Annotated in this window: 14 protein-coding genes; 6 read left to right on the top strand and 8 right to left on the bottom strand. The window is 62.7% G+C overall.

Annotated features, from left to right (window positions below; genetic code table 11):
* Nucleotides 1-41 precede the first annotated feature (41 nt).
* The gene (locus tag ABD919_RS17365; protein ID WP_345237313.1) at nucleotides 42-347 is read right to left on the bottom strand and encodes a hypothetical protein; all 306 of its coding nucleotides are present in this window, start codon (nucleotides 345-347) and stop codon (nucleotides 42-44) included.
* Between the two features lie 843 nt (nucleotides 348-1,190).
* Between ABD919_RS17365 and ABD919_RS17360 the strand changes: the two genes are divergently transcribed.
* Together ABD919_RS17360 and ABD919_RS17355 are read left to right on the top strand one after the other, a co-directional pair.
* Nucleotides 1,191-3,263 carry a stalk domain-containing protein gene (locus ABD919_RS17360; RefSeq protein ID WP_345237312.1) on the top strand — a complete coding sequence of 691 codons (2,073 nt, stop codon included), beginning with the start codon at nucleotides 1,191-1,193 and terminating at the stop codon, nucleotides 3,261-3,263.
* 39 nt (nucleotides 3,264-3,302) lie between these two features.
* The gene (locus ABD919_RS17355; protein ID WP_345237311.1) at nucleotides 3,303-3,650 is read left to right on the top strand and encodes a hypothetical protein; all 348 of its coding nucleotides are present in this window, start codon (nucleotides 3,303-3,305) and stop codon (nucleotides 3,648-3,650) included.
* A gap of 253 nt (nucleotides 3,651-3,903) precedes the next feature.
* On the opposite strand, the gene ABD919_RS17350 is transcribed toward ABD919_RS17355, so the two are convergent.
* On the bottom strand, nucleotides 3,904-4,410 hold the full coding sequence (locus ABD919_RS17350; protein ID WP_345237310.1) for a DUF4112 domain-containing protein: 507 nt from the start codon (nucleotides 4,408-4,410) through the stop codon (nucleotides 3,904-3,906).
* A gap of 133 nt (nucleotides 4,411-4,543) precedes the next feature.
* Entirely contained in the window at nucleotides 4,544-7,111 is a 2,568-nt protein-coding gene (locus ABD919_RS17345; protein WP_345237309.1) for a PAS domain-containing protein, read from the bottom strand.
* 315 nt (nucleotides 7,112-7,426) lie between these two features.
* On the opposite strand from ABD919_RS17345, the gene ABD919_RS17340 reads away from it, so the two are divergent.
* The 3 genes from ABD919_RS17340 (at nucleotide 7,427) to ABD919_RS17330 (ending at nucleotide 12,838) form a co-directional block, all read left to right on the top strand.
* Complete coding sequence (locus ABD919_RS17340) at nucleotides 7,427-10,060, top strand: autotransporter outer membrane beta-barrel domain-containing protein (protein ID WP_345237308.1); 2,634 nt, start codon at nucleotides 7,427-7,429, stop codon at nucleotides 10,058-10,060.
* 202 nt (nucleotides 10,061-10,262) lie between these two features.
* The gene (locus ABD919_RS17335) at nucleotides 10,263-11,345 is read left to right on the top strand and encodes a hypothetical protein (protein ID WP_345237307.1); all 1,083 of its coding nucleotides are present in this window, start codon (nucleotides 10,263-10,265) and stop codon (nucleotides 11,343-11,345) included.
* Between the two features lie 2 nt (nucleotides 11,346-11,347).
* Nucleotides 11,348-12,838 (top strand): MBOAT family O-acyltransferase, encoded by a 1,491-nt coding sequence (locus tag ABD919_RS17330; protein ID WP_345237306.1) that lies wholly within the window; start codon nucleotides 11,348-11,350, stop codon nucleotides 12,836-12,838.
* 86 nt (nucleotides 12,839-12,924) lie between these two features.
* On the opposite strand, the gene ABD919_RS17325 is transcribed toward ABD919_RS17330, so the two are convergent.
* The 5 genes from ABD919_RS17325 to ABD919_RS17305 all read right to left on the bottom strand — a co-directional run bounded on the left by ABD919_RS17325 (nucleotide 12,925) and on the right by ABD919_RS17305 (nucleotide 23,322).
* Nucleotides 12,925-14,937: a T9SS type A sorting domain-containing protein gene (locus ABD919_RS17325; RefSeq protein ID WP_345237305.1), complete on the bottom strand. Its 2,013-nt coding sequence runs from the start codon at nucleotides 14,935-14,937 to the stop codon at nucleotides 12,925-12,927.
* A gap of 324 nt (nucleotides 14,938-15,261) precedes the next feature.
* Complete coding sequence (locus ABD919_RS17320; RefSeq protein ID WP_345237304.1) at nucleotides 15,262-15,483, bottom strand: PID-CTERM protein-sorting domain-containing protein; 222 nt, start codon at nucleotides 15,481-15,483, stop codon at nucleotides 15,262-15,264.
* 86 nt (nucleotides 15,484-15,569) lie between these two features.
* Nucleotides 15,570-19,400 carry a T9SS type A sorting domain-containing protein gene (locus ABD919_RS17315; RefSeq protein WP_345237303.1) on the bottom strand — a complete coding sequence of 1,277 codons (3,831 nt, stop codon included), beginning with the start codon at nucleotides 19,398-19,400 and terminating at the stop codon, nucleotides 15,570-15,572.
* Nucleotides 19,401-19,434: 34 nt separating this feature from the next.
* The gene (locus ABD919_RS17310; protein ID WP_345237302.1) at nucleotides 19,435-21,267 is read right to left on the bottom strand and encodes a DUF4331 domain-containing protein; all 1,833 of its coding nucleotides are present in this window, start codon (nucleotides 21,265-21,267) and stop codon (nucleotides 19,435-19,437) included.
* A 450-nt stretch (nucleotides 21,268-21,717) separates the two neighbouring features.
* Nucleotides 21,718-23,322, bottom strand: a complete 1,605-nt coding sequence (locus tag ABD919_RS17305) for a protein adenylyltransferase SelO (RefSeq protein ID WP_345237301.1) — start codon at nucleotides 23,320-23,322, stop codon at nucleotides 21,718-21,720.
* Nucleotides 23,323-23,607: 285 nt separating this feature from the next.
* Here ABD919_RS17305 and ABD919_RS17300 point away from each other — a divergent pair, with 285 nt between their 5' ends.
* Nucleotides 23,608-23,751: a hypothetical protein gene (locus ABD919_RS17300; RefSeq protein WP_345237300.1), complete on the top strand. Its 144-nt coding sequence runs from the start codon at nucleotides 23,608-23,610 to the stop codon at nucleotides 23,749-23,751.
* Nucleotides 23,752-24,641 lie beyond the last annotated feature (890 nt).

Genomic DNA, 24,641 nt, shown 5'->3' with positions numbered 1-24,641 from the left:
AGCAGAAGTAGAGCAGCTAGGCTTAACTGTCTGTTTTATTGTTATGTATGCTGATGAATTTCGACAACATATGGCCTGGTCTTGAGGCAGGTGCCATTGCAGTAGAAGGCGAGTAAATAGGTGTCGGCGGGTAGCCCGAGCAAGCTGGCGGAATGCAGGTATTCATAAGTGCCGGCGGGCTGAGCCGTCGCCGGAAGCAGCGGGGCCAGCACCCGGCCAAGCAGGTCGCACAGCAGCAGTTCGGTGGTAGCGGGGGCGGTGAGGGTGTAGGCCACGTGCAGCAGGGGGGGCGCAGCGGGGGCCAGGGTTACTTGCCGGGCAGGGCCGGCAAGCAGTAGGGCTGTCATCAACGGAGGGGTTAGGAGTGGGGAGTGTGCCGGGTGAACCGAAGGGGTTACTCCCTCGACCTTGGCTACCGGCTTTACTCGCCGTGCCTGAGGTAGTGAGCGGGCCTCCGGATGGCCGCTCAGAAAAGGGCGCCCTCCTGGGAAAATGCGATGGCCGTGCAGAGTGGCCGTAAGGGGAGGAGCTGCCTGCTTTGATGCTGCCGGCGCCGTGAGCCGGCCGGGAAAAAGCTAGTGCAGGCAGAAGGAGGGCGAGAAGGTTGACTAATTCAAAGTTGTCCCTTATACCGCTCGGGAGCTAGCGGCAGCCGGCCTCATTTGGACCAACGACAGCAGGGGAATGACCAACGACCGAATTCGTTCGATTGCCCTTTAATTATGCGGGAGTAGCATGACCGGCGGGAGCCGAAAACTCCGCAGGAACACAGAGCGACCGCCCAGGCGGGTGCCCTTGCCTTGTACCGAGCACGCCAAGCCGGCCGTCCGTCGCGGCCAGGTGCCTGACACCCGCTGCCACACTGGAGGCACCACCCCATGCCCCGCAGGGTATGGCCGGGCAACGGGCGGTAGGCCATCGAGCTGGATGTGCGCCATTGCCCATTCCACAGCGCAACAGGCTCGATGGCAAGCGCTGCTAAATCAGCGGCATTGCAGGCCGGCAACGGTAGAAAGCCTCCTGCCAACCGGAAGTGCAGCCAGCTGCTGGCCGGGCATGGTCCAACATTTTTCGTCGTTTACCACCGCAAGCGTGTCGTTCGTCCAAGCGCCCGGGTTGCTCATTTGCCGGGGCCTGGACCCAGGGGCAAACTTTGCAGCATCAAATCAATACCCCCACTTAACTAATTCATGAAACGTTTTTTAACGCTCTTCTTTTTACTTGGCTCGCTAGGTGCCTGGGCCCAGCCCACCCCCGCACATGTGCTGGTCAACGGCATTCCGCTGGTGTTTTCGCCTACGGTCACCACCACGCCCGAAAACCTGAACGGCACGGTGATGGTACCGGCGGCTTTTGTATTTCAGCGCCTGGGCTTCACGGTTACTTACAACAGCTCAACCCGGGAGATTTCAGCTTCCAAGCCCAAGCCCGGCGGAATCGGCACTTATAGCCTGCGCTTCAGAACGGGTAATACCACCGTCAATGTTAACGGGCGTGATTCTATCATGTCCGTGGCGCCTTACCTGAAAAACGACCGCGCCATGGTGCCCTCCCGCCTTGTGGCCCATGTAGCCAACCTCATAGTGGAGTTCGACCACGAAACCCAGTCGGTGCAGTACTACTACTACGACGAGCTGGATGCTGGTTTGTATTTCATTGATGCGCAGGATGATACCTATCTGGATGTGGCCGGCGCGCGGAAGCTGGTACCCGGTATACCTACCCGGTTTTACGACCCCAGCAAGCCTACCATCATCTATGTGCACGGCAACCAGCCGGGAGCGATAGCCGCCAAAACCCGTGAAGACCTGATTCACAAGGTAGACAAGATAAACACCCAGAACGGCTGGAAAGCAAGGGGTTGGAACGTGGCCATCTTTCACTGGGAGCAGCTGGCCGACGACGTAGTGCCAAGCATTGGCCAGCCGGTTCCGCTGTTCTCTGAGCGCAAAATCCACACGGCAGACCGCACGTTCCAGCTCTATAGAGACACCCACTATAACTTCGAGGTTAGTCTGAACTTCCCCGGCACGCGCTGGCGCCGGTCCGACAACTCATTCAGCCCCCTGGAGGATTGGTCTAAGCCGGTAGTCGATATTTTCCTGGACGAATACTTTAAGCTCTTCCCCGCCAGTTCCTCGGCGCCCATGCCCCAGGTTGAGCTGGTGGGCAACTCCCTCGGCGGGCAGCTGGTGATGGCCGCCGTTGCAAAGATGAAGTTTGTGAAAGACTACCAGCCTGCCACTGGCCCCTCGCGGATGCCCAGCCGCATTACCCTGATGGACCCTTACTGGTCACAGGCTGCCGGCAACCTTATCCAAGGCTCTACCTTCCATCCCAACCGACCCAACGTAAGCTTCGTTGACTTCGTGGGTGCATCAACGCTGCAGCAGGCCGTGGGAAAGATGATGACCATGGACGGCGGAACGGGACGCACCCTGCGCGACATCCCCACCACGTATTACCGCACCAGCATTCTGGGCTTTGCCGGCACTTCGAACGAGCTGGCCAGCAAGGTGGCATTCGTCGAGCTGAAGCCCCGGTATGTGGTACGTCCTAACGAGCAGGTCAACTTAATTGAGGAAAGCATCCGTAAGCACACCTGGCCGGTGGCCAGTTACTTCGCCTCTATTAACTGCGGCTATGTGCGCAGTACGGGTTTGGAAGTTGCTGTCTCTTCTACGGGCGCGTTAGTAAACACCCCGGATGAGGTGGGCCGTACCGGCAACTACCGCTTCAACGCCTGCGGCGGGCCGGGACCTGGCAACCAGGTGGGCGGCGCCCTGCTCAGCGACGAGGCCATCGCGGCGATGATGAAGCTTTACCCGGACGGCTCAGGCAATGGGCCGATGAGTACCCGCCGTTGGAGCCAAATCGAAATCGAGAACGCGCGATACTTTTGGGAGATGTACGCATACCGTTACTCAGTGACGGCGCCTACGCCGCCCGCCCCTGCTGCCCGTAGCGCCGCTGCCCAGCCCGGCACAACCCCGGCCATGCCCCTGGAGATGAGCTTCTCGCCCAACCCCACCAACGGCCCGCTGCAGCTCAGCTATACCCTGCCCGCTGCTGGCACCGTGGAAGTGCAAATCAGCGACCTGCTGGGCCGGGTGCGCCAGACGCTGCGTAGCGAAGGCTCGGAATTTGCCGGTGCCCACAGCCTGCAAGCCGACCTGAGCACGCTGCCCGCCGGTACTTACATTATCACGTACTCGCTTGATGGCAAGAAGCTGCACACCAGCAAAATTCTGAAAGGCGAATAATAACCCAGGCTGATTTTCCACACCTATCTGCTGCTGGCAATGGCAAGCTCATCCGCTCTTCCTGGCTCCATTGACTCCACATCGCCGGTACTAGGCATTACACCCCTGGACCAGGCAGGCGTTGTGCTCCAGGCGCCGGTGTTGCGAGCAGACCCCACCAAGGGAGTACTTCAGGTAAGCTACGCCTTGCTGGAACCGGCTACTACCGAGGTGCTGCTCTGCGACTTGTTGGGCCGGGTGTGGGCCACGCCGCTGCCCGCAGCCGGCCGGCCGGCCGGCCGCTACCTGCACCACGCCCGTTTGGGCCCGCTGCCCCCGGCCCGCTACCTGCTGGTTCTCTACTGCAACGGTGTGCGCACCAAGGCCACCTACCTAATGGTCGAGTAGCCAGTATCTTGGCCAGTGCTGTCTCCCCAGCACACTCGAAAGCCGCTTGCCTTGTTTGGCAAGCGGCTTTTTTGTTTGAAAGCAATGCCGGCAGCAGCAGCGGCGAAAGGCAGGAACAGGAGTAAGGCCGCCGCCGTCAGTACAGAGTTGAAGGGTGGAAGGTTAAAGGATAAAATGCACTATTTCAGGGCTATAGAACTGAGTCCTTAACTTTTAACTTCTTTCAAAAGTGTACAGCAAACCAGAAAGCGCTTTAGCCAAACAGGGGATGGGCCTGGAGGTAGTGCCATAGCCAGCGCATCAGCAGAAAGCTTCCCCAGGCTACGAGCCCAAATACAAGCAGAAAGCCCAGTATTATCACCAGCAGCAGGCCTTTGCCGCTGCCCTGGTGCCGCCCTTCGGCGTAGTGCCGGCGAAGCAGGCTGAGGTTGCGCTCGTTGGCTTTGAAGGCGAAGTCGAACAGGTTGCCAATAACAGGGATGGAGCCGATGACGGTATCGAGCAGAATGTTGAAAGCCATGCGCACCACCACCGCGCCGCTGGCGCCGTGCCGCATCATGGTCAATAGCAGGGCCCCCGACACGGCCAGCGACGACAAGTCGCCTACTACGGGCAGCAGGCCCAGCAGAGGGTCGAGGCCAAAGCGGAAGCGCGTCCCCGGCAGCCGGAACTGGCTATCCATGAGGTGCACAATGCGCTCTACCCAGCGCAGCCGCTCCTGGGCATCGGGGGTAGTAGAAGTAACAGTAGGAGGAAGCATAGTCCCTGTACGCAAACAGGGTGAGGAGGTGATGAAGTGATGAAGTGATGACGTTCTTCTTACCTCCTCATTTCATCACTTCATCACCCCATTACTCCATTACCTCATCACTTCATCACCTCCTCACCAAAAATCACCCTCTTTTAAAAAACACCGAGAAAGTGGAGCCCACGCCCGGCACGCTTTCTACTTCCACGTGCCCGCCGGCATTCTCCACGCTGCGCTTCACCATGTAAAGGCCGATGCCGGTGCCATCGACGTGGGTATGGAGGCGGCGAAACATGGTGAACAGCTCGGCCTGCTGCGACTGCTCGAGGCCCAGGCCATTGTCCTGCACGCTGAGCACGGTAAAGCCGTCGACCTGCCGGCAGCTGATGCGCACTAGCGGCACCCGCTCCGCGTGGCGGAATTTCAGGGCGTTGCTGAGCAGGTTGTACACCACCGAGCGCAGGTTCTTGGTCGAAAACGAAACGCTGGGGCAGTCCTGTAGCTCCAGCAGCAGCTGGCCGCCGGTTTGGGAGAGCAAGGGCTGCAGGTCGAGGCGCACATCCTCCACCACATCGGCCAGGGCTACATCGGTTGACGGCAGGTCGTGTTCTTTCTGTAGCTTGGTCACGTCGCTCAGGTCGTCGATGGTGCGCTTGAAGCGCAGCACCGAGTCCTGCATCATGGCCAGGATGGGGGCTACGTCGGGGTGCTGCGGGCTGCCCGGGGGCAGGTGTTCCTGCAGCACCTGTAGCAGGCCTTCGATGTTGGTAATGGGCGATTTCAGGTCGTGCGAGGCCGCGTAGATAAAGTTGTCCAGGTCGATGTTGATGTGCCGCAGCTGGTGGTTGGTAGCATGCAGCTCGTCGTTGCGGGCCCGTAGCTCATCGTTGAGGTCCTGCACTTGCTGGCGAGCCAGCTCCTGCTCGGTTACGTCCGTAACCAGGGTAAAGAAGCCGGCCACTTCCCCGTCGCGCAGGTCGGGCACGTAGCTGGTATGGATGTACCTGACGAAGTCTTCACGGTAAGGCATGCGGGCGCTGAACTGTAGCGCCTCGCCGGCCAGCGCCCGATTGAAATAGTGCTGAACCTGGGAAAAGGCTTCTTCGCCTATTACCTCGCGCACCTCACGGCCCAGCAGCTGCTCGGGCTTCTGATTAAACCAGCTTTCGTAGGCTTTATTGGCAAATCGGTAGCGCCCTTCGTGGTCAATGTAGCCAATGAGCACGGGCAGGGCGTCTGTCACCACCCGTAGCTGCCAGGCGCTGGCTTCGGCTGCGTGCCGGGCTTTCACCTGCTCGGTTACCTCAAAGGCAAACACCAGCACGCCGTCTACCTGCCCGTCTTCATTGGTGCGGGCCTGCTGTATGTAGTTAAAGTAAAAGTCATGCAGCGGCCCGCCCTCATAGGGCGCCACCGGAATCAGCAGGCCGGTTTCCTCGTGGGTGTGGCCGGTACGGTACACCTGCTGCAGGGTGTGCCATACCTGATGGCCGCGCAGCTCGGGCAGCGCTTCCAGCAGGGGCAGGCCCAGCAGCCGGCGGCCCGGGAACAGCTGTTGGTAGGCGGGGTTTACCAGCTCAAATACCAGCTCGGGGCCGTCGAGTATGCAGATGGAGGCCGGCGCCTGCATAAAGAAGTTTTCGAGGCGGGCCCGCTGCCGTTCGGCTTCGTTCTGGGCCCGGAGCAGGGCCAGGGTGCGCTGCAGCACCCGGCTTTCCAGCTCCTGGTTGAGCAGGTTCAGCTGCTGCTGGGAATGAAGTAGCTCGGCGTTGTTGGCCTGGATTTCCTCGTTGGAGGCCATCAGCTCCTCGTTGGTAGCCGACAGCTCTTCGTTGAGAATGAGCACCTGCTGCTGGGCTTCCGTGCTCTTGTGGCGGGCGCGCACCTGCTCGGTTACGTCGTAGCCAAAGTTGAGCAGGCCGTTGATGCGGCCCTGCTCGTCGCGCAAGGCCTGCAGGTACACGTTGAAGTAGCGGTAAGTGAGGTAGCCCTCGCCGTGGTAGTCGCCCCGGGCCTCCAGCTCAGTACCATAGAACGGCACCCCGGTGCGGTACACCTCGTCGAAGAGCTCCAGAAAGTTTTGCCGTACCAGCTCAGGCAGGGCTTCCCGCAGGGGGTTGCCCAGGAGCATGCGGTCGGGAAACAGCTGCTGGTAGCTGGGATTAACAAAGTCATAGATATGCGACGGGCCGGTGAAGCAGGCAATAAGGGCTGGCAGCTCCATCAGCACTTCGCGGAGCCGCTTTTGCTGGGACTCGGCAGTGGCGCGGGCCGCTTTTTCCCGGGCCTGGCTTTCGCGCAGGGCCTGCTCGGCCGCGCTGCGGTCGTGGTCGGAGGTGTCGGTGAAGCTCACGACCAGCAGCTCCCCGGCCCGCTGGGCCGCCAGGTGGAAGTAGTTGTCCAGCCCGTCGTGCTGGTAGTTGACGTCGTAGCGGCCGGCCTGGCCGCTGAGAAATGTGTCGCGGTAAAAGGCAAAGATGCCGGTTTCGCTGGCCCGCGGGTATAGCGTCAGAAAGGTGTGTTCCGGCACTTCGGGCAGCTGCAGCATGCGCTGCGCGGCCGGGTTGAGGCGCACATAAGCCAGGTCGGTAATGGCAGCGCCGGCCCCGGGCTCATATACCGGGCGGAAGAGAATAACCCCCGTCAGGGAAACGTCGAACAGGGTTTGCAGCAGTTCTGGGGCGGGGCCCGAAGTAAGAGTAGGAGCCGGCATAGCAACAAGCAAGGGTGCCGAAGGTAAATCCCTGCGGGCACACCAAACCAATAGAGGGTGTACTCCCACCAGGCGCGGCGGGTTGGCAAAGCGCGGGAGCAGATAAGGAATCCGGTACCTGGAGGTGCGAATCTGCTCCAGCAGAAGGGAGGCCTTCTTTCAGGCTATTGCAAGCCCAATGCGGCAAAAACGCTACCCCTGGCGCCTGTTGCCACAATTGCCATAGCATTTGCAACAAAAACGAATGGCGAAGGGCAGGCTGGCAGCGGTCATTTGCATTCGTCAACCTCACTGCTGCATCCGCACCCTGCTCCTATGAAACTTCTTGCCTCAAGCTTGTGCCTGGTTTGTGTATTCCTCGGCTGCCTGCCTTTAAGAAGCCACGCCCAGGCAGTAGGGGTGGGCACCTCCAGCCCCAGCGCCAAGGCGGCCCTCGACGTGCAAAGTCCGGGCGGCAACACCGGCCTGCTGATTCCGCGCCTGAGCCAGGCCCAGCGCCAGGCCATTGCCAGCCCGCCCCAGGGGCTGATGGTGTACCAGACCGACGGCACGCCCAGCGGCGGCCCCCAGACCGGCTTCTGGTACTATGCCGGGTCGCCCGCGGCCTGGGTGTTTCTCAACCCGGCCGGCGGCAGTGCCGACAACCTGGGCAACCACACCGCCACCCAAAACCTGAACCTGGGCACCAACCAGCTGGTGGGCAGCGGCGGCAGCAGCGGCCTGCGCATCAGCGCCGCCGGCAGCGTCGGCATCGGCACCGCCACGGTTGCCGACCGCCTGCACGTCGACGGCGGCCACGCCCGCCTCGGCCTGGCCCAGTGGAGCAGCGCGGCCAACGACCGGCTGCTTAAGTTCGGCGACGGCGACTACGTAACTATTGGCGAATCCGGGCGCGACGACGTGCTGCAGCTGCGGGGCCAGGACTTTGTATTCATGCCCTCCAGCGGGGGGTACGATGGGCGGGTGGGCATCGGCACCGCCCTGCCCAGCCAGCAGCTGCACGTAGTAGGCCAGATTTTCTCCAGCGCCGGCGGCTTCCGCTTTCCCGACAATACCGTGCAAACCACCGCCGCTACCGGCTTTAGCCTGCCTTATAGCGGCACGGCCGTCAACAACATCGGGCCGGTATTCGCCGTGACGAATACCGGCAGCTCCGATGGGCTGCAGGCCACCAGCCAGGGAAACGTGGCGGTGCGGGCCGTAATAGCCGGCAGCAGCGGCATCGGTGTGCGGGGCAGCGCCCCGGCCGGGCAGGGCGTGGTGGGCTCGCTGGATGGCGGCAGCGGGCAGGGTGTCGTGGGCATTAAGCGCACCACGGGCCAGAGTATTCCGGCCCCGCTGGATGCGGGCGTGGCGGGCGTGAGCTACGCCGGGGCCGCCGTGTACGGGCGCAGCACCACGGGCATTGCCCTGCATGCCGAAAAGAAAAGCACGGACACGGGAGCCATGGGAGTATTTGTCAACAGCAACGCGGACAACGATTCTATTGCGGTGCGCATCAGCACCGTAGGCGACCAGCCGGCACTGCAGGCAATTCATAATGCCAGCACTGCCCACCCGGCCATCCGGGGCATCAGCACGGCGGTTTTCAGCAATGCCGTGGGCGTAGAAGGCACGGTATCCAGCATTGCGCAGTCGACGAACTCGGCCGGCGTGCGCGGCATCAACAACGGCAGCAGCAGCTTTGGGGCGGGCGTGTACGGCTCGCACGCGGCCACCGGCCTCGGGGTGCGCGGCGTGAGCAACGGCGGCACCGGCGTGCAGGGCGACGGCGGAGCGGGAACCGGCGTACGGGGCATCAGCACCACCGGAGTAGGGGTGGAAGGCAGCGCCAATGGTACCAACAGCCAAGGGGTGAGCGGGTCGGCCGCTGGGGCCAACAGCCGGGGCGTAAATGGGGTGGCTAGCGGCTCGTCCAGCCGGGGGGTGGTGGGCACAGCCAGCGGCAGCAACAGTTATGGGCTATTGGGCACCAGCACGGGCAACTACTCCCGGGGCGTGCAGGGCGTGGGCGATGGAACGGGCGTGTGGGGGCAGTCGAATACGGGAACCGGCTTATTTGGCCGGGCCCTCAATGGAGTGGGTGTTTGGGGGCAGGGTAAAATCGCCGGAAAGTTTGAGTCTACCTCGAATACTCCTTATGGCAATGCCGTGTTTATCCACAACGAGGGCATTGGCCGTGCCCTCTACGCACTCAGCGACGGCACAGCGGGCTATTTTGAAACCGCTGGCTACAACGCTCCCACCATCAATCTTCACCAAGATGGGCCGATGGGTTCGTCCAGCATCAACTTCAGCAATGGCAATTTTAATAGTCTGGCCACCATTGAGGCTTTTACTGGTGCGCTTAACTCGAACTACTTTCCAATAGTGGAGTTCCGGGTAGGCGGCGTTGAAGTCATGACCCTGTTTTCCGGCCTGGGGTATCTGACTGATGACTGGAAGACAACGGGTAATCACCAGGTGATGGGCAACCTTTCCAAGGGCGGCGGCTCGTTTAAGATAGACCACCCGCTGGACCCGGAAAACAAGTACCTCTACCACTCCTTCGTGGAAAGCCCCGACATGATGAACGTCTACAACGGCAACATCACGCTCGACGCCCGGGGGGAAGCCACCGTGCAGCTGCCCGACTGGTTTGAGACGCTCAACCGCGACTTCCGCTACCAGCTTACACCAATTGGCGCGGCTTTCACCCCCTACGTGCTGGCCAAGGTGAGCGGCAATCAGTTCCGCATTGCCGGCCAGCCCGGAGCGGAAGTGAGCTGGCAGGTAACGGGCATCCGCCAGGATAAATACGCCAATGCCCACCGCATTCCGGTGGAAGAAGCCAAGCAGCCTGCTGAGCGCGGCTACTACCTGCACCCCGATGCGTTTGGCCTGCCGGCAAGCCGGGCGCTGGGCTCCCGCCGCCTCCCGGCCGCACCGGCATTCCCGGCCCGGAAATAACGGCGCAGCCCAGCTCCCGGTCTGGCTGAGCTATGGCTGCCCCGCCTCATACCCCGCATTAGGTGCTGGGTCGCAGCACCACCCCGCGGCCGCGGAATGAAGTGTTCGCCAAATGTTAGAATTTGGCTCTGATTATCATATATTTACTGAATAGCATTTGTTGTAGAGCGCTTCCTGTTTTTTAACCTTAATCCACGTATCTATGCCTACTTCTCCCCATCCAAAAGCGGGGCTGCTGGCCCTGCTGCTGCTCATCGGTTTTTGCGTAGGCTGGGAGGTCTGGCTGCGCGGGCAGGGCTTCCGCCTTTCTTACAACGACGACGAGGCGCTCTGGGCCCACCACCACGAAAAGGTGTACCAGGCCGGCCCGGCCAATCCCGTGCTGCTGGGCTCCTCGCGCATCAAGTTTGGCCTCGACTTGTCGACCTGGCAGGCCGCTACCGAGGCCGCGCCCACGCAGCTGGCCATGGTGGGCACCTCGCCCCGCCCCGTGCTGGCCGACCTGGCCCGCGACGCCCGGTTTAAAGGCACCGTGCTGGTCGACGTCACCGAACCCATTTTTTTTACGGCTCCGGGCGGGTACTCCGAGCAGCAGGCCGTCAAGTCGGTGGCTTACTACCCCAAGTGGTCCATTGCCCAGCGCTGCGGCTTTGCCCTGAACCGCCAGCTCGAAACGCGCCTGCTGCTGCTCGACGAGGAGCTGTTCAGCCTGCGGGGCTTTCTGGAGCGGGTGCCGCTGCCCAACCGGCCGAAAGTGTTTGCGGTGCCCGCTTTTCCCATGAAGTTTACCACCAACGACTTCAACCGGCAAACCTTTATCACCCCGGAGTTTGAGGCCGATACGGCCATGCAAAACCAGCAGCGGGCCATTTGGATGCACCTCTTCACGAAAGCCCCGAAGTCGCCGATGAGCGACAGCCTGCTCACCGCTATTTTTCGGGAGACTGCCGCCGATGTGGCCCGCATCCGGAGCCGGGGCGGGCAGGTGGTATTCGTGCGCATGCCTTCCGATGGGCCCCTGTGGGCAATGGAGCAAAAAGCGTTTCCCCGGGCGGCGTATTGGGAGCGGCTGCTGCGCGAAACCGGCGCCCCCGGCATTCATTTCCAGGACTACCCCGCCCTGGCCCGCTACCATTGCCCGGAATGGTCGCACCTGACGCCGGCCGATGCCCGCAGCTTCACGGCCAACCTGGTTCGCATTGCGGCGCCGAAAACGGGCTGGCGCCAGGCTGCGGCCTACTCCGCTGCTTCCCCGCTGGTAGTTTCCAACTTAGCCATTCATTAGCCATGGTTTTCAACTCCTACACCTTCGTGGTGTTCTTCGCCGTGCTGCTGCTGCTGCACTATGCGCCCCTGGCCTGGAAAGTGAAGAAAGCCAACCTGCTGCTGGCCAGCTACCTGTTCTATGCCGTGTGGAACCCGCCCTTCGTGCTGCTGCTCTGGCTCTCGACAGTGGTCGACTACCTGGTGGCCCTGGCCCTGGGGCGGGAGCAAAACCGGCACAAGCGGCTGGGGCTGCTGGCGCTCAGCCTGGCCGTAAACCTGGGCATGCTGGGCTATTTCAAGTACGGCGGCTTTCTGCTCGACAACTTCGTGGCGCTGCTCAGCCTGGCCGGCATCAGCTACCAGCCGCCCAAGGCCGACATCATCCTGCCCGTAGGCATCTCCTTCTACACATTCCAGACCCTGAGCTACACCCTGGACGTGTACCGCCGCCAGTTTGCGCCCGAGAAGTCCCTGCTCGACTTTTCGCTGTTCGTCACCTTCTTCCCCCAGCTGGTGGCCGGCCCCATCGTGCGCCCCGGCGAGCTTATCCCGCAGCTCAAGGCCCCGCACCAGGCCTCGCGGGAGCAGCTGGTGAAGGGCCTGTTCTTTGTTACCCTGGGCTTGTTTATGAAGGTCGGCATTGCCGATGGCCTGCTGGCCGACACGGCCGACTCGGTGTTCGGGGTGCCTTTCCCGCTGCACCCGCTCGACGCCTGGACGGGCGTGCTGGCGTTTTCGGGCCAGATATTCTGCGACTTTGCCGGCTACTCCACCTGCGCCATTGGGGCGGCCCTGTGCCTGGGCTTCGTGCTGCCCGACAATTTCCGCTACCCCTATGCGGCGGTAGGCTTTTCCGACTTCTGGCGGCGCTGGCACATCACGCTCTCCAGCTGGCTGCGCGACTACCTCTACATTCCGCTGGGCGGCAACCGGGCCGGCAACGCCCGCGTCTACCTCAACCTGATGCTGACCATGCTGCTCGGTGGCCTCTGGCACGGCGCCAGCTGGACGTTTGTGCTGTGGGGCGGCCTGCACGGCCTGTTCCTGGGCCTGGAGCGCCTGTTTCGCGGCCGGCCCACGCCGCAGCTTCAGCCCCTGGTAACCCCGGCCGAGCCCGCGCTGCTTATCAGCCAGGCCTCTCTGGTGCCCTTTGGGCTGCGCGCCAGCCACACTACCCGGCAGCTGGGCCTGGCCCTGCTCACCTTCGTATTGGTTACCCTGACCTGGGTGTTTTTTCGGGCCCCTGACTTCGACACGGCCATGCGCCTGCTGCTGGCCATGTTCGGCGCCATCCCGGTGCGCATCGAGCTGCTAACGACGGTCACCATCCTGAAAGTAATGCTGGTAATGGCTGTCCTCCTCAGCCTGCACTGGCTGATGCGCAACACCTCCGTGGCCCGCGTAAGCCAGCGCCTGCCCTGGTGGGCCCTGGGGCTGCTGTGGGCCTTTATGCTCGTGGTGCTGGTGCTCACCCAGAAAAGCACCGGCTCCTTTATCTACTTCCAATTCTGAGCAGTAGCCCCAAGCAGCCCTAAAAAAGCAAAAGCTCCGGCCCAACGGGCCGGAGCTTTTGCTTTTGGGAAGAACGAAGGCAGGTTTTACTGCACTTCCAGGCGGCGCACCACGCGGCTGCCGTCCAGCACAAGGTGTACCTGATAGATGCCGGCGCGCAGGCTGCTAACGTCCACATCGGCCTCGGCGGTAGCAAAGCTGCGGCTAAGCACCTGCTGGCCCAGGGCGTTGGTCAGGAATACCGTGCCCACGGCCTTGTTGCCGGGCATGGTGAGGTGAAACGAGCCGCTGGCGGGGTTGGGATAAAGCTGTACCAGGGCGGCCTGCCGGGCCGAGGCATTGGCCAGGGCCACGCCGGCCGGCTGCAGCTCCAGCGAAAAGCGTCCGTTGGCGGAAGTGGTGCGGCTGCTGAAGGCATAGCTGCTCGAAGCGCTGAGGGCGGTGCGGGTGCCCAGCTGGGCATCGAGCAGATAAGCGCTGAGGCCGGTGGGCAGATTGAGCAGTTCGGCCACGCGCAGCACGTAGCTGCCAGCAGCTGGCAGCGCCACATTCAGGGGGATGAGCTGTACCGCCGGGCCAGCAAAAGCTGGCAGGGCCTTGATGCTGTACTGCTCGCTGCCCAGCCGGGCCGCCAGGTTCAGTCCGCTGGGGTTGGTAAACTTGGTCGCGTCGAAGTGTGCATCGAAGGCTGGGGTGGCGCCTGCCTGGGCGTAGAGCACCGCGTCGTCGGCGAGGGTGTTGGCGGCGTTGGCCAAGGTAAGGCGCAGCAGGGGCCGGGTTTCGGGGGCGTCGCGGCGGAAAATGCCGTCGGCCGGGTCGAATATTTCGGTGCGGGCCGCATTGGTGAAGGTTACCGAGCCGTTGTCGGCGGTGCTGCGCACGAAAAAGCCCTGGGCCAGGGCCACCACCGACCGGCCAATGCCGTTGATGTAGCTGCGATAGTTGCCCACGTAGGGGCCCGTGCTTTCATACACATACAGGGCTTCGCCCACGTTCACCAGCGAGTTGGGCTGAGCCACCAGCACGGCCCAGTTCAGGGGGCTGGGGTAGGGGTTGCCCAGAAACTGCCAGCCGCCATCGGGGTGGCTGCCGCGCATCAGGCCTGTTACGGTGTAAGTGCCGTTGCGGGGCTCACCGGTAAGCTCCACCTTGGCATTGGCATCGATGTGCACCGTAAAGCCCTTGCCCGCCGTCATGGGCGCAGTCGGCGCCACGGCCCGGTAGCCCTGGTCGAAGTCGGGCATGCTGCTGGCGGGCTTTGAGCCCACAAAAGCCTGGTCGAAGTCGTACACCGTAGGGAAGGGCCGCACGGTTTCCGGGGTGGGCGAGGCATTGTACGCCAGGTTAAACACCGGCGTGAAGCCCGCCGTTGCCAGGTTGGAAACGGTTTGGCCTTCCACCGGGGAGGAGTAGTGGCGGTAGCCCACGCTGGCGTTGAGATTGGGGCGAATGAAGCGCTCCACCGTTACGGGGCCCACCACCTGGCCACCGTTGAGGTTGCTAATCATAGCAGTTCCGTTCAGGTCGCTTAGCAGCCGCACCTGGCGGCCCGCCACGCTCATGCGGCCTCCAGTCGACTTCAACAGCTGCCGAATGCCTACGTTACTGCTCAAAACCAGGTCAATGGTGGATGGGTCAGTATCGTTGTTGCGGTTTTCCAGGGTGCGCACCGTCGCCGGCAGACCAGTGCCGGTAATCTGGCCCGGCATGGTGCCGTTGTAAATAAAGTTGCCGTCCGGCGAATACTGCAGGGTACCCATCATCCGGATGGCGCCCGAGTTGCCGTTTGCCGAAATACCGTCCTGGTCGCAGATGTCCAGTGTGGCATTGGCCTCCTGAATGAAGTTGCCGGCGCCTTGCACCATGTTGCAGTTGGGGCTTAGCTGCCCGCCCGTTTCAATAAGCAGCGTGCCATTGACGGTGAGCGTGCCGGTGAGACCCAATATGCCCGTGCCGGTTATGGTCACGTTGTTGTAAGTGCCACCGGGTATACTTTGGCTGCTGCTCACGGTAAGGTTCTGGGCCAGCGTCAGCATCGGCAGCAGGCCGATGCTGGCAGCAAGCAGCAATGTTCGGAAGGAATGGGTAGCTGTCTTCATGATTGAAAAGGGAAAAGTGAATAGAAAATAACGGTATACCCTGCCCGGCTTGAGTCTGCAAACCGGGCAGGGTATTACTGGCATACGCTCACCTAAAAGGAATCGTCTACAAATCTTTGATAATTAACAAAGTCCTTGATGGCCATTTGCTGGGGTGAATTCCCCGATTGCGCCCGCCCAATTCCGCTGACAGCCTGTTTTGTTCGGGATATGGACACCCGCCCTGCCAGAAAATAAAAAGGCTCCGACCAGCAGGTCGGAGCCTTTTTACCTAACCGGAAGAAGCCTTTTCTGGGCCGAAGCCAAGCGCCCGGGCCAGCGTACTTAGGCGCGGGCACGGCGGGCACGCAGGCGCTTGAGCCCGTAGGCCGCGCCGGCGGCCAGCAGCAGGGAAGCCCCGCCATCAATGGGAACGGGCGTGGGGTTGTTGTTGCCGCCACCGGGCGTGGGGCCGCCCCCGCCGGGCTGGGCCATGGCGGCGGTACTGAGCAGTAGCAGGCAGGTTGCCGAGCCCAGCAGGGCGCTTAGAATGCTGTGTTTTTTCATAAAAGAAAGGAGATGAGCATGAAAATTAACGACAACTAACGCCGCATGCCCTTCCGGCCGGCACAGCGGCCGGAAGGGTAGCAGTATTAGTTTTCTACCACCAGGCGCTTGGTCACCTGGGTCTTGTCCGATTTGAGTATCAGCGAGTACACACCAGGGGCCAGGCCCGTCACGTCGAACTGGGCCGAAGCCCCTGCCGCCGTCATGGCTACGCTGCGCACTGATACCTGCTGCCCGAGCTGGTTTATCATTTTCACCGTTACCGGCGTGCGGCCAAGCTCGGTGGGCAGCAGCAGCGTGAAGCTGCCCTTGGCTGGGTTGGGGAAAATCTGTACCTGCTCGGCGAGGCTGCTGGCATGGTTGGCCAGGGGGCCGGCCAGGCCGAAGTACAGGCTGAAGCGGCCCGGCAGCGCGGTGCTGTTCGCCCGGAAGGTGTAGCTGGGCTGCTGGCCCAGGTTGACGCGTGCCCCGGTCTGGGTGTCGAGCAGGAACACCTGGGTGCCCGGCCCGAAGTTGAGCAGGTTGGCCGCGTTCAGGGTGTAGCTGCCCGGGGCCGGTACGCGCACGTTCAGGGGCACGGTGGCCGAGCCGCTGAGTGGGGCCAGGCCATTTACCGACAGCTCGTGGCCGCCCATGATGCTGCCCAGGCTCAGGCCCGAGGTGTTGGGCAGCTTGAAGGCATCGTAGCGCGTGTCAAAAGCCGACGAGGCGCCCTGCTCAAAGTACACGAAGGCTTCGTCGGCCAGCACCGAGCCGCTGCCTCGCAGGTGCAGCTGCACTAGGGGGCGGGTATCGGCCGTGCTGCGGTTGAAGCTGGGCTGGGCCGAGAAGGTGGTCACCCGAACGGCGTTGTTCAGGGCCAGGCTGCCGGTGCTCTGCCCCGCGCTTACCCGCATGAAGAAGCCCTGCATGGCCGCTACCAGCGGGTTGCCCACGCCATTAACGTAGCTGCGGTACTGGCCCACGTACTGGCCCGTGCTCTGATACACGTACACCGCGTCGTCGAGGTTGGTGCGCGTCACGCCGCTGGTCTGGCTGAAATCGATGGGCGAGGGGTAGGGGTTGCCCAGGAACTGCCAGCCGGCTTCGGGGCTGCTGCCACGGCTCAGGTTGGTGCGGCTCAGCGGTCCGGTGTTGAGGCTGCCCCGTAGGTCGACCACCGCGCTGGCGTTGATGTTCACGGTGTAGCCGCTCAGCACACCCATCACGTCGGTGGCGGCGGGCACAAAGAAGCCTTTGTCAAAGTCAGACTGACCGGTGGCCACGCTGCTGGCAATGCGGGCCTCATCGTAGCCAAACACGTTGGGGAAGGGCGTCACCAGCGTGGGCGTGGGCGACGTGTTGTAGGCCTGGTTGAAAATCGGGCTGAAGCCCGGCGCGGCCAGGTCGCTGAAGGTGGTGCTTTGCACCGGCGAGCTGTAGTGGCGGTAGCCCGGCCCGGCATTGATGCTCGGGTCGATGGCGCGCTGCATCACGGCCGGGCCGCTTACCACGCCGTCGGTGTTCACCACCAGGGCCGTGCCCATGGTCGGCGTCGAGCGCAGGGTGAGCAGCTGGCTGGCGCTGGTAATCAGGTTGCCGCTGGTCAAAGCCAGGGTTTGGGCTACCGTCACGCCGCCGTTGTTGAGGGTGAGGCCGCCCCCGTTGTTCACGGTGAGGCTGCGCACCTGGGCGGGAAGGCCGGTGCCGCTGGTTTGGGCTTCGAGGCCGTTGTACTCAAAAATAGCATCGGCCGAGAAGGTGCGCGAGCCGGTCAGCTGCACCGCGCCCGTAGCGCCGGTAGCTGCAATGCCGTCGGAGTTGCACACGCGCAGGGTAGCGCCGGGCTGCAGCACGAAGCTGCCGGGGCCGGTGATGGGCAGGCAGTTGGTGGCCAGCACGCCACGGGTGTTCAGCACCCCGCCGGTTTGCACGGTCAGCGTGCCGTTCACTTGGATAGGCCCGTTAAACGACGCGATGCCGGTGCCGGTGATGGTGATGTTGTTGTAGGTGCCGGCATCTACGGGCATGTTGGTGCTCACCACCAGGTCGCGAATGGTAAGTACGTTGGTGGGGCCGCCGGCCGGGCCGGTGCCGCGCCAGGGCGTCTGTACGTAGGGGAAGGAAGTGCGGAACGTGGTGTCGTTGCGCTCCACGCCGGTGGTGAACGTTAGCTCGGCCAGCAGCTTGGGCGTAATAAGCGAGCTGCTGCCCGGCGCGAAGTCGTCGAAGGGCAAACCCACGGCGGCCAGCACCAGGCCACCCACTGCCTTCAGCTCAATCTGGTCCACGGCGTCTTCCAGGCGGCGGCCGTTGGGGAAGCCGTCCATGTTGGGAATGAACTCCAGGTTGGTGTTGGTGTTGAAGCGCGAGTCCGTAAGGCCCAGCACGGCGGCCTGCAGCAGGCCCTGGTTGCTGAAATCAGGCGAGTTACGCGGCGTGGTGGGCACGGCCATGTTCAGGCGCAGCATATCACCGCCGGGGTTGCTGCGGCCGGGGGCCGTCAGGGGCAGGAAGTTGTTGATGAACGGCTTGCCCTGCGAGAGCGGGTTCACGGCTGCGTTGCCGGCCGAGAGCGGGGTTTTGCCGGTGGCCAGCTGGTAAGGCGCCAGGTTGGGCACGCCGGTATGGAAAATGGGCTTGATGTCGGCCGAGCGGGGCTTGTCGGCCACCAGCAGGTAGGGGCCAAACAGGGTGGGGTCGAAGGCCGTGCCGGTTACCAGCGGGCTGCCTTCCAGCACCTGCAGGCCGTCGGCCTGGTTGCGGAAGTCGAAGCCCGCGGCCGGAATGCCCGGCTGCCCGTACAGCGACTTGGTTTGCATGCGCAGCGCGTTCAGCGCCGGCACTGCTTCCCCGAAGAAGGTCTGGCCCGCCGTTTTGGGCGCGGCCGGAGCTACGGGGTTGTTGTCGGCCGTGTAAAGGCCCAGCTCCGGGTTGGAGAGGTAGTCGTCGGTGATGGCCGCCTCGTTATAAGGAGTAGCGGCGTTCCAGGCGTCCTTGCTGCCCAGGGGGTTGATTACCTCGTTGGTGAGCGGCATGCCCAGGCGCGACACCTGTACCCAGCTGCCGCTGGCACCTTCGCCGCTAGCCGCGCTGAAGGTGCGCAGCTGCGGGCGGCTGGCCGAAGCCCACACGCCAATCACATAGTTCGGGTCCAGGATGTTGGCCGCGGCCGATACGGGCTGGTTGTTCTTCTGCAGCGTCTGAATCGGAATGCTCAGCGCGATGGAGTGCGTGTTTTTACGCCCCAGGCCATCGGTGGCATTGTTGGGCCGCAGGCCCGCCAGGTCGAAGATGGCGCCCAGGTCGGCAAAGAAAGGGTCGTCGGACGGGGCGCATAGTATGCGCTCGCCCCCGCCGCCGGAGGCGTTGGCAATGGCGTTGGTGCGCAGCGACTCGTAGTTGGGGGCGTTCAGGCCGGCGGCGCCCTCAATGGAGCGCGGGCCGATGTTGTTGGGCGGCACCACGCCGGCCGCTACAATGTTGCCGACGCTGATTCCGTCCACCAGCTTCTCACAGATGTAGCTGGTTTTCAGGTTTTGGGCTCCCAGGCGGATGTTGAAAAAGGTGGTCGGGTCTTCGTTGGTGCGGGTAAAGGTGAAGCGATAGGTGAGGTCGTCGACGTTGGTGCTGCCGTCGTTTTTCACGTGCACCTCATAGCGCACGTTTTCGCCAAAGGTGTAGTAGTTCGGCCCGCCCTGTGGCAGCTCAAATGGAATGTAGTTGGCGATGATGACCACGCGGCTGGCGTCGCTCGGGTCGCGGAAGGCGTAGAGGTCGGTGTTGTCGGCCAGCGGGTCCTGGGCGATAAGCGGGGCCTCGCGGTGCGAGGAGGCCTCCAGGGGCGTGTGGCGTACCTGGCTCCACATCGAGAGGCCAACCGCCGCCGCTGCCACGGCGGGCAGCATAAAATAGGTGCGTAAACGTTGGTTTGTCATGGTCTTCGGACGATTCTAAAGATGAGGAGAGGAGTTAGCGGCGCACGGAAAAGCCTTCCCAGGGCGTCTGCACATAAGGGAAGCCGGCCCGGAACGTGGTGTCGTTTTTCTCCACACCGGTGGCAAAGCTGAGCACGCGCCGCAGGCGAGGCGTCACCGGCGAGGTGCTGCTGGGCGTGTAGTCGTCGTACCACAGGCCGATAGCGGCGAGGGCGGCGCCACTCACGGCCTGCAGCTCAATTTTTACCACGTCGTCCTCCAGGCGGCGGCCGTTGGGGAAGCCGTCCATGTTGGGAATGGGCTGAATAGCGGTCGAAGCATTAAAGCGCGGGTCGGTGAGGCCGAGCACGGCCGCGGCCAGCAGTCCCTGGTTGCTGAAGTCGGGCGAGTTGCGCGGGGTGGCCGGCACGGCCATGTTCAGGCGCAGCATGTCGCCGCCCGGGTTAGAGCCGTTCAGGGGCAGGAAGTTGTTTACGAAAGGCTTGCCGGCCGCCAGGGGGTTGCCGTTTTTGCCGGTGGCCAGCTGGTAAGGGCGCAGGTTGGGCACGCCGGTATGGAAAATGGGCTTGATGTCGACCGAGCGGGGCTTGCCGGGCACCAGCAGGTAGGGGCCAAAGGCGCCGGGTGCCAGGGCGGTACCGGCCACGGCCGGGCTGTTGGCCAGGCCGGCCAGGCCGTCGGCCTGGTTGCGGAAGTCGAAGCCGGAGGCGGGCAGGCCGGGCTGCCCGGCCAGCGACTTGGTTTGGATGCGCAGGGCGGCCAGGGCCGGCACGGCCTCGCCGAAGTAAGTGGCCCCGGCTGGCTTGGGGGCGGCAGGCGGCACGGGGTTGTTATCGGCCATGTACAGGCCCAGCTCCGGGTTAGAGAGGTAGTCGTCGGTGATGGCGGCCTCCGCATAAGGAGTGGCACGGTTCCAGGCATCCTTGCCGCCAATGGGGTTAATCACCTCGTTGGTGAGCGGCATGCCCAGGCGCGACACCTGCACGTAGGTAGTGTTTACGCCAGTGGCCCCCCCGGTGGCGCTTAAGGTGCGCATGCTGGGGCGGCTGGCCGAGGCCCAAACCCCAATCACGTAGTTGGGGTCGAGAATGTTAGTGGCGGCCGACACCGGCTGCCCGTTTTTCTGCAGCGTCGCAATCGGAATACTCAGCGCGATGCTGTGCACGTTGTACTTGCTCAGCCCGTCGCGGTGGCCCTGGTTTACGCGGAAGCCGGCCAGGTCGAAGGCCGCGCCCAAGTCCACGAAGAAGGGGTCGTCGGAAGGGCCGCAGAATATCTGCTCGCCGCCCCCGCCGCCGGCGTTGGTTACCGCGCTCTGGCGCAGGTTGGTGTAAGACGGCGCATTCAGGCCGGCGGCGCCCTCAATAGAGCGCGGGCCGATGTGGTAAGGGGGCACCACGCCATTGGTAACAATGGCCGTGAAAGGCCCACCGGCTACGCTTTTCTCGCAGGTGTAGCGGGCTTTAATGTTTTCCTGACCCAGGCGGATATTAAAGAAAGTGCTGGGGTCTTCGTTGGTGCGGGTGAAGGTGAAGCGGTAGGTGAGGTCGTCGCCGGAGGTGGCGCTGTTATTTTTTACATGTACCTCATACCGGATGTTTTCCCCGAATGTGTAGTAGTTCGGCCCGCCCTGCGGCAACTGCATCGGAATATAATTGGCAATGAGCACCACCCGGTTGGGGTCGTTGGGCGCCACGAAGGCATACAGGTCGGTGTTGTCAGCCAGCGGGTCGTCGGCAATCAGCGGCGCTTCGCGGTGGCTGCTGGCTTCCAGAGGGGTGTAGCGGGCGGCGCTCCAGACGGAGAGCGCCGCAACCGTACCGGCCCCGATTAACCAGCGCATGGGTTTGCGGGTAACATTTTTCATAGGGAAAACGACAAATGAAAAGGGTGAAAAAATAGATTGGGCAACCAATGCTGACCCAAAACCCGCTGAAATACCGGGATTTCTGAACAGTATACACTAGGGGTACGACAGCCTTTCACTGTACGGATTTAGGGAAACCCTTATTTTTTTATTTCCATGGCCTGACTGCCACTTCAGCCGCATTACCGTCTTTTTCCTGCCCTGGCGGCAATTGCAAGTCTGCCCTGTCGGCGCAGGGAAGCCTTAGCGGGCGTGCGCATGATTTTCTAGATGGCGCTGAAACAAGGTGGGGAGCACCACTTCGCCCGCGCCATGCCCGTTCTATCGTCTCCGGGCTATATAAAATCTGCTAGCTGGTCGGCCCGCAAATGCGGAAGCCCCGTGGGGCGATGCTACCCAATGGGAGCACCGCCCCACGGGGCTTTCTGCTTTAAAGGGAATTCAACTGCCTCAGGAGCTGCAGGAAAGCGTGGCGCAGCCCGGCATATTCCAGGCCCAGTCGGGGCGCATAGCAGCCAGCTCCTCGTGCTCCGGCTGCTCGGCATAGGGAGTCTTCAGCACTTCCATCAGCCGGTGCAGGTAGCTCAGGTCGCCCGCTTCTGCCGCCTGAATCGCGGTTTGCGCGAGGTAGTTGCGCAGTACATACTTAGGGTTGGCCGCCAGCATGCCTTCACGAATGTCTTCCGGGCTGCGCGGCTCCAGGCGCAGGCGCTCCAGATACTGCGGCAGCCAGCCCAGCAGGGGCTTATGGGCGTCGGCCGCCGACGGGGCGTAGGTGGTTTTCGTTACCAGCTCCTGAAACGCGGCCTCGGGCTCGCCTCCGCTTGCCAGCAGGGCCGGTGCCGTATGGGAAAGCGTCCGGAAAAACTGCGTCATGTCCACTTCTGCCGCGGCCAGGGCCGGGTGCAAGGCTTCCAACAAGGCCGCATCGTCCTGGCCTTCCCGCGCGCTCAGCCCGAGCTTGCGGCGCATCATGTCGGCTTGCGTAGCGTTGAGCGTGGCGGCGTACTGCTCCAGGCCCTGGTTGAGCTCGGTTACTTCCGTCACCAGCGGGGCCAGGGCGCGGCCCAGCTGCATCAGGTTCCAGATGGCCACCCGGGGCTGCTGCCCAAAGGCGTAGCGGTGCTGCCCGAAGTCGGTGGTGTTGGGCGTCCAGCCCGGGTCGTAGGGTTCCAGCCAGCCATAAGGCCCGTAGTCGATGGTCAAACCCAGAATAGACATGTTGTCGGTGTTCATCACCCCGTGTACAAAGCCCACCGCCATCCAGTGCGCAATCATGACGGCGGTGCGGCGGCACACTTCCGTAAACCACTGCACGTACACGGCCGGGGAGGGTGCGCCCAGCTCGGGGTAGTGGTGGCGGATAACGTAGTCGGCCAGGTCCCTGAGGTTGTCGATTTCTCCAGCCGCCGTCATCATCTGGAAGTTGCCGAAGCGGATAAAAGTGGGCGCTACCCGGGCCACAACGGCGCCGGGCTCGGGCTGGGGGTTGCCGTTGTAAAACATGTCGCGCACCACCGTATCGCCGGTGCTGACCAGACTCAGGGCCCGGGTGGTGGGCACGCCCAGGTAGTGCATGGCCTCGCTGCAGAGAAACTCCCGCAGCGACGAGCGCAGCACGGCCCGCCCATCGGCCCGGCGCGAGTAGGGGGTGGGGCCGGCCCCCTTGAGCTGGATTTCCCAGCTCTGCCCATCGGCTGCGCTCACTTCGCCCAGCGAGATGGCCCGGCCGTCGCCCAGCTGCCCGGCCCAGTTGCCAAACTGGTGGCCACCGTAGCGGGCCGCAAAGGGCTTCATGCTGGGCGTTACCAGGTTGCCGGCCAGCACCTCTGCCTCGGGGCCCTGCTCCGGCGGGCGCGTCAGCCCCAGCAGGCGAGCCAGGTCGTCGGACCAGGCCAGCAAACGCGGCGCACGTACCGGGGTGGGCTCCACCCGCGAGTAGCAGTACCCGGGCACCTGCCGGGGCTGCAGGTTTACGGCCACCTCGCCGCGCAGCTCATCGACAAAGGAATTGGAGAAAGGAACTTGATGAATGGGTTGGGGAGTCACGGGCATAGCAGGAAGAAAGCCGCGGGTGGTAAAAGCGGGCAGATACAAGGCAAACGCGAATCAGAACGGCATGTTTCGGCGGGCTGCGCGTACGGGCAGCCCGGAAAATGGGCCGGGGCACGTCATCCGGGCAGCCGCCTCCGGCCCGCACCCGCGCCAGGCTTAACCGTAGCCGCCGGTAGCAGGCATCACATCAACATGCTATAACGCCGTATAGGCAAAGCTCCTTGCTTTGCGCCTCACTAGCCTTCCTCTGCAAAGCCAAGTAATTACACCCTCAACCTTGTTTCCATGAAGAGCAACTACCCACTCTGGGGCAAGCTGCTTTTGCTGCTGGCCCTGCTGGTAGCAGCCCGCCTATCCACGCAGTCCAAACCACCGGGGCTGCCTGGTATAAGCAGTGCCGGCGCCGGAGCTGCTTTAGTGCCCAAGTAGCAAGCGGCTCCGTTGGCGTTTTTGCCTGCCACCTGAACGTGCGAAAGCAGCCGCCCCGGGGAGCTGGTATCACATCATCATGCTATTGCAGCCGGCTGGGAGGAGAGGATATCTTTGCTTACCCTCCGCTTCTGACCAGACGACGTGCGAGGGGAGGTTGTTTCCGCGGCTTAAAGCCGGCGTACTCTGACCGTTGACGCAAGCCCTGGGCTTTTCTCACCTTTTCTGCTTTCCGCTTACCCGAGTACCGTTCGCCTGCTGCCTGCCCCCTTCAGTCAGCCTCGGCCCTGCCGATGACAGAAACCGGAAGCCCGGTCTGTGCTTTGCTCAGCAACCCAAGTGCCGGCCTCCGGCTTATCCTTGGCCCATCCGCTGCCCGCTACTCCGGCCTGCACTCCACCTGCAGGCGCTTATTTAAATTTTTAAATAAGAGAATACTACCGGATAGGTGATTTTCATAATTTGGCGGACCGGATTCCGTACTACTCTGCTGGCCCTGACAACAGCGCTGCAAAGTGGCTATTAATACCTGATAAGGGCATTTACGGCGCCTGGAGCTGTTACTTTTTTACCACGGGCTGGTAGTGGCCAGGAAATTAAACCAGCAAATATCCTATCCCTTGTGTAGAGTTTTCAGAAAAGTTGTGTATGTTTGACCCGCTGTCCAGGGGTAGACTGGCCAGCATATTCCACGGAAAAGCCCGCGCCTATGGTGCGGGCTTTTTTGGCTTCCGGCCCGGCCGCCAGCCAGCCCCTACCCCATAACTGCCGCCGCTGGTATAGAAATAGGATAAAAGCCAGCCCTACGCTTTGCACGGTAGCGCTTGTGGTGCGGGGGTAATGAGCGGGCGAAGACTATTAATTTTAGCTTGCATTATTCGCGAAAAATA

Origin of the sequence: Hymenobacter saemangeumensis (assembly GCF_039541835.1) — a bacterium.
GTDB classification, from domain to species: Bacteria; Bacteroidota; Bacteroidia; order Cytophagales; family Hymenobacteraceae; genus Hymenobacter; species Hymenobacter saemangeumensis.
This window is presented reverse-complemented; position numbering and strand designations above follow the sequence as displayed.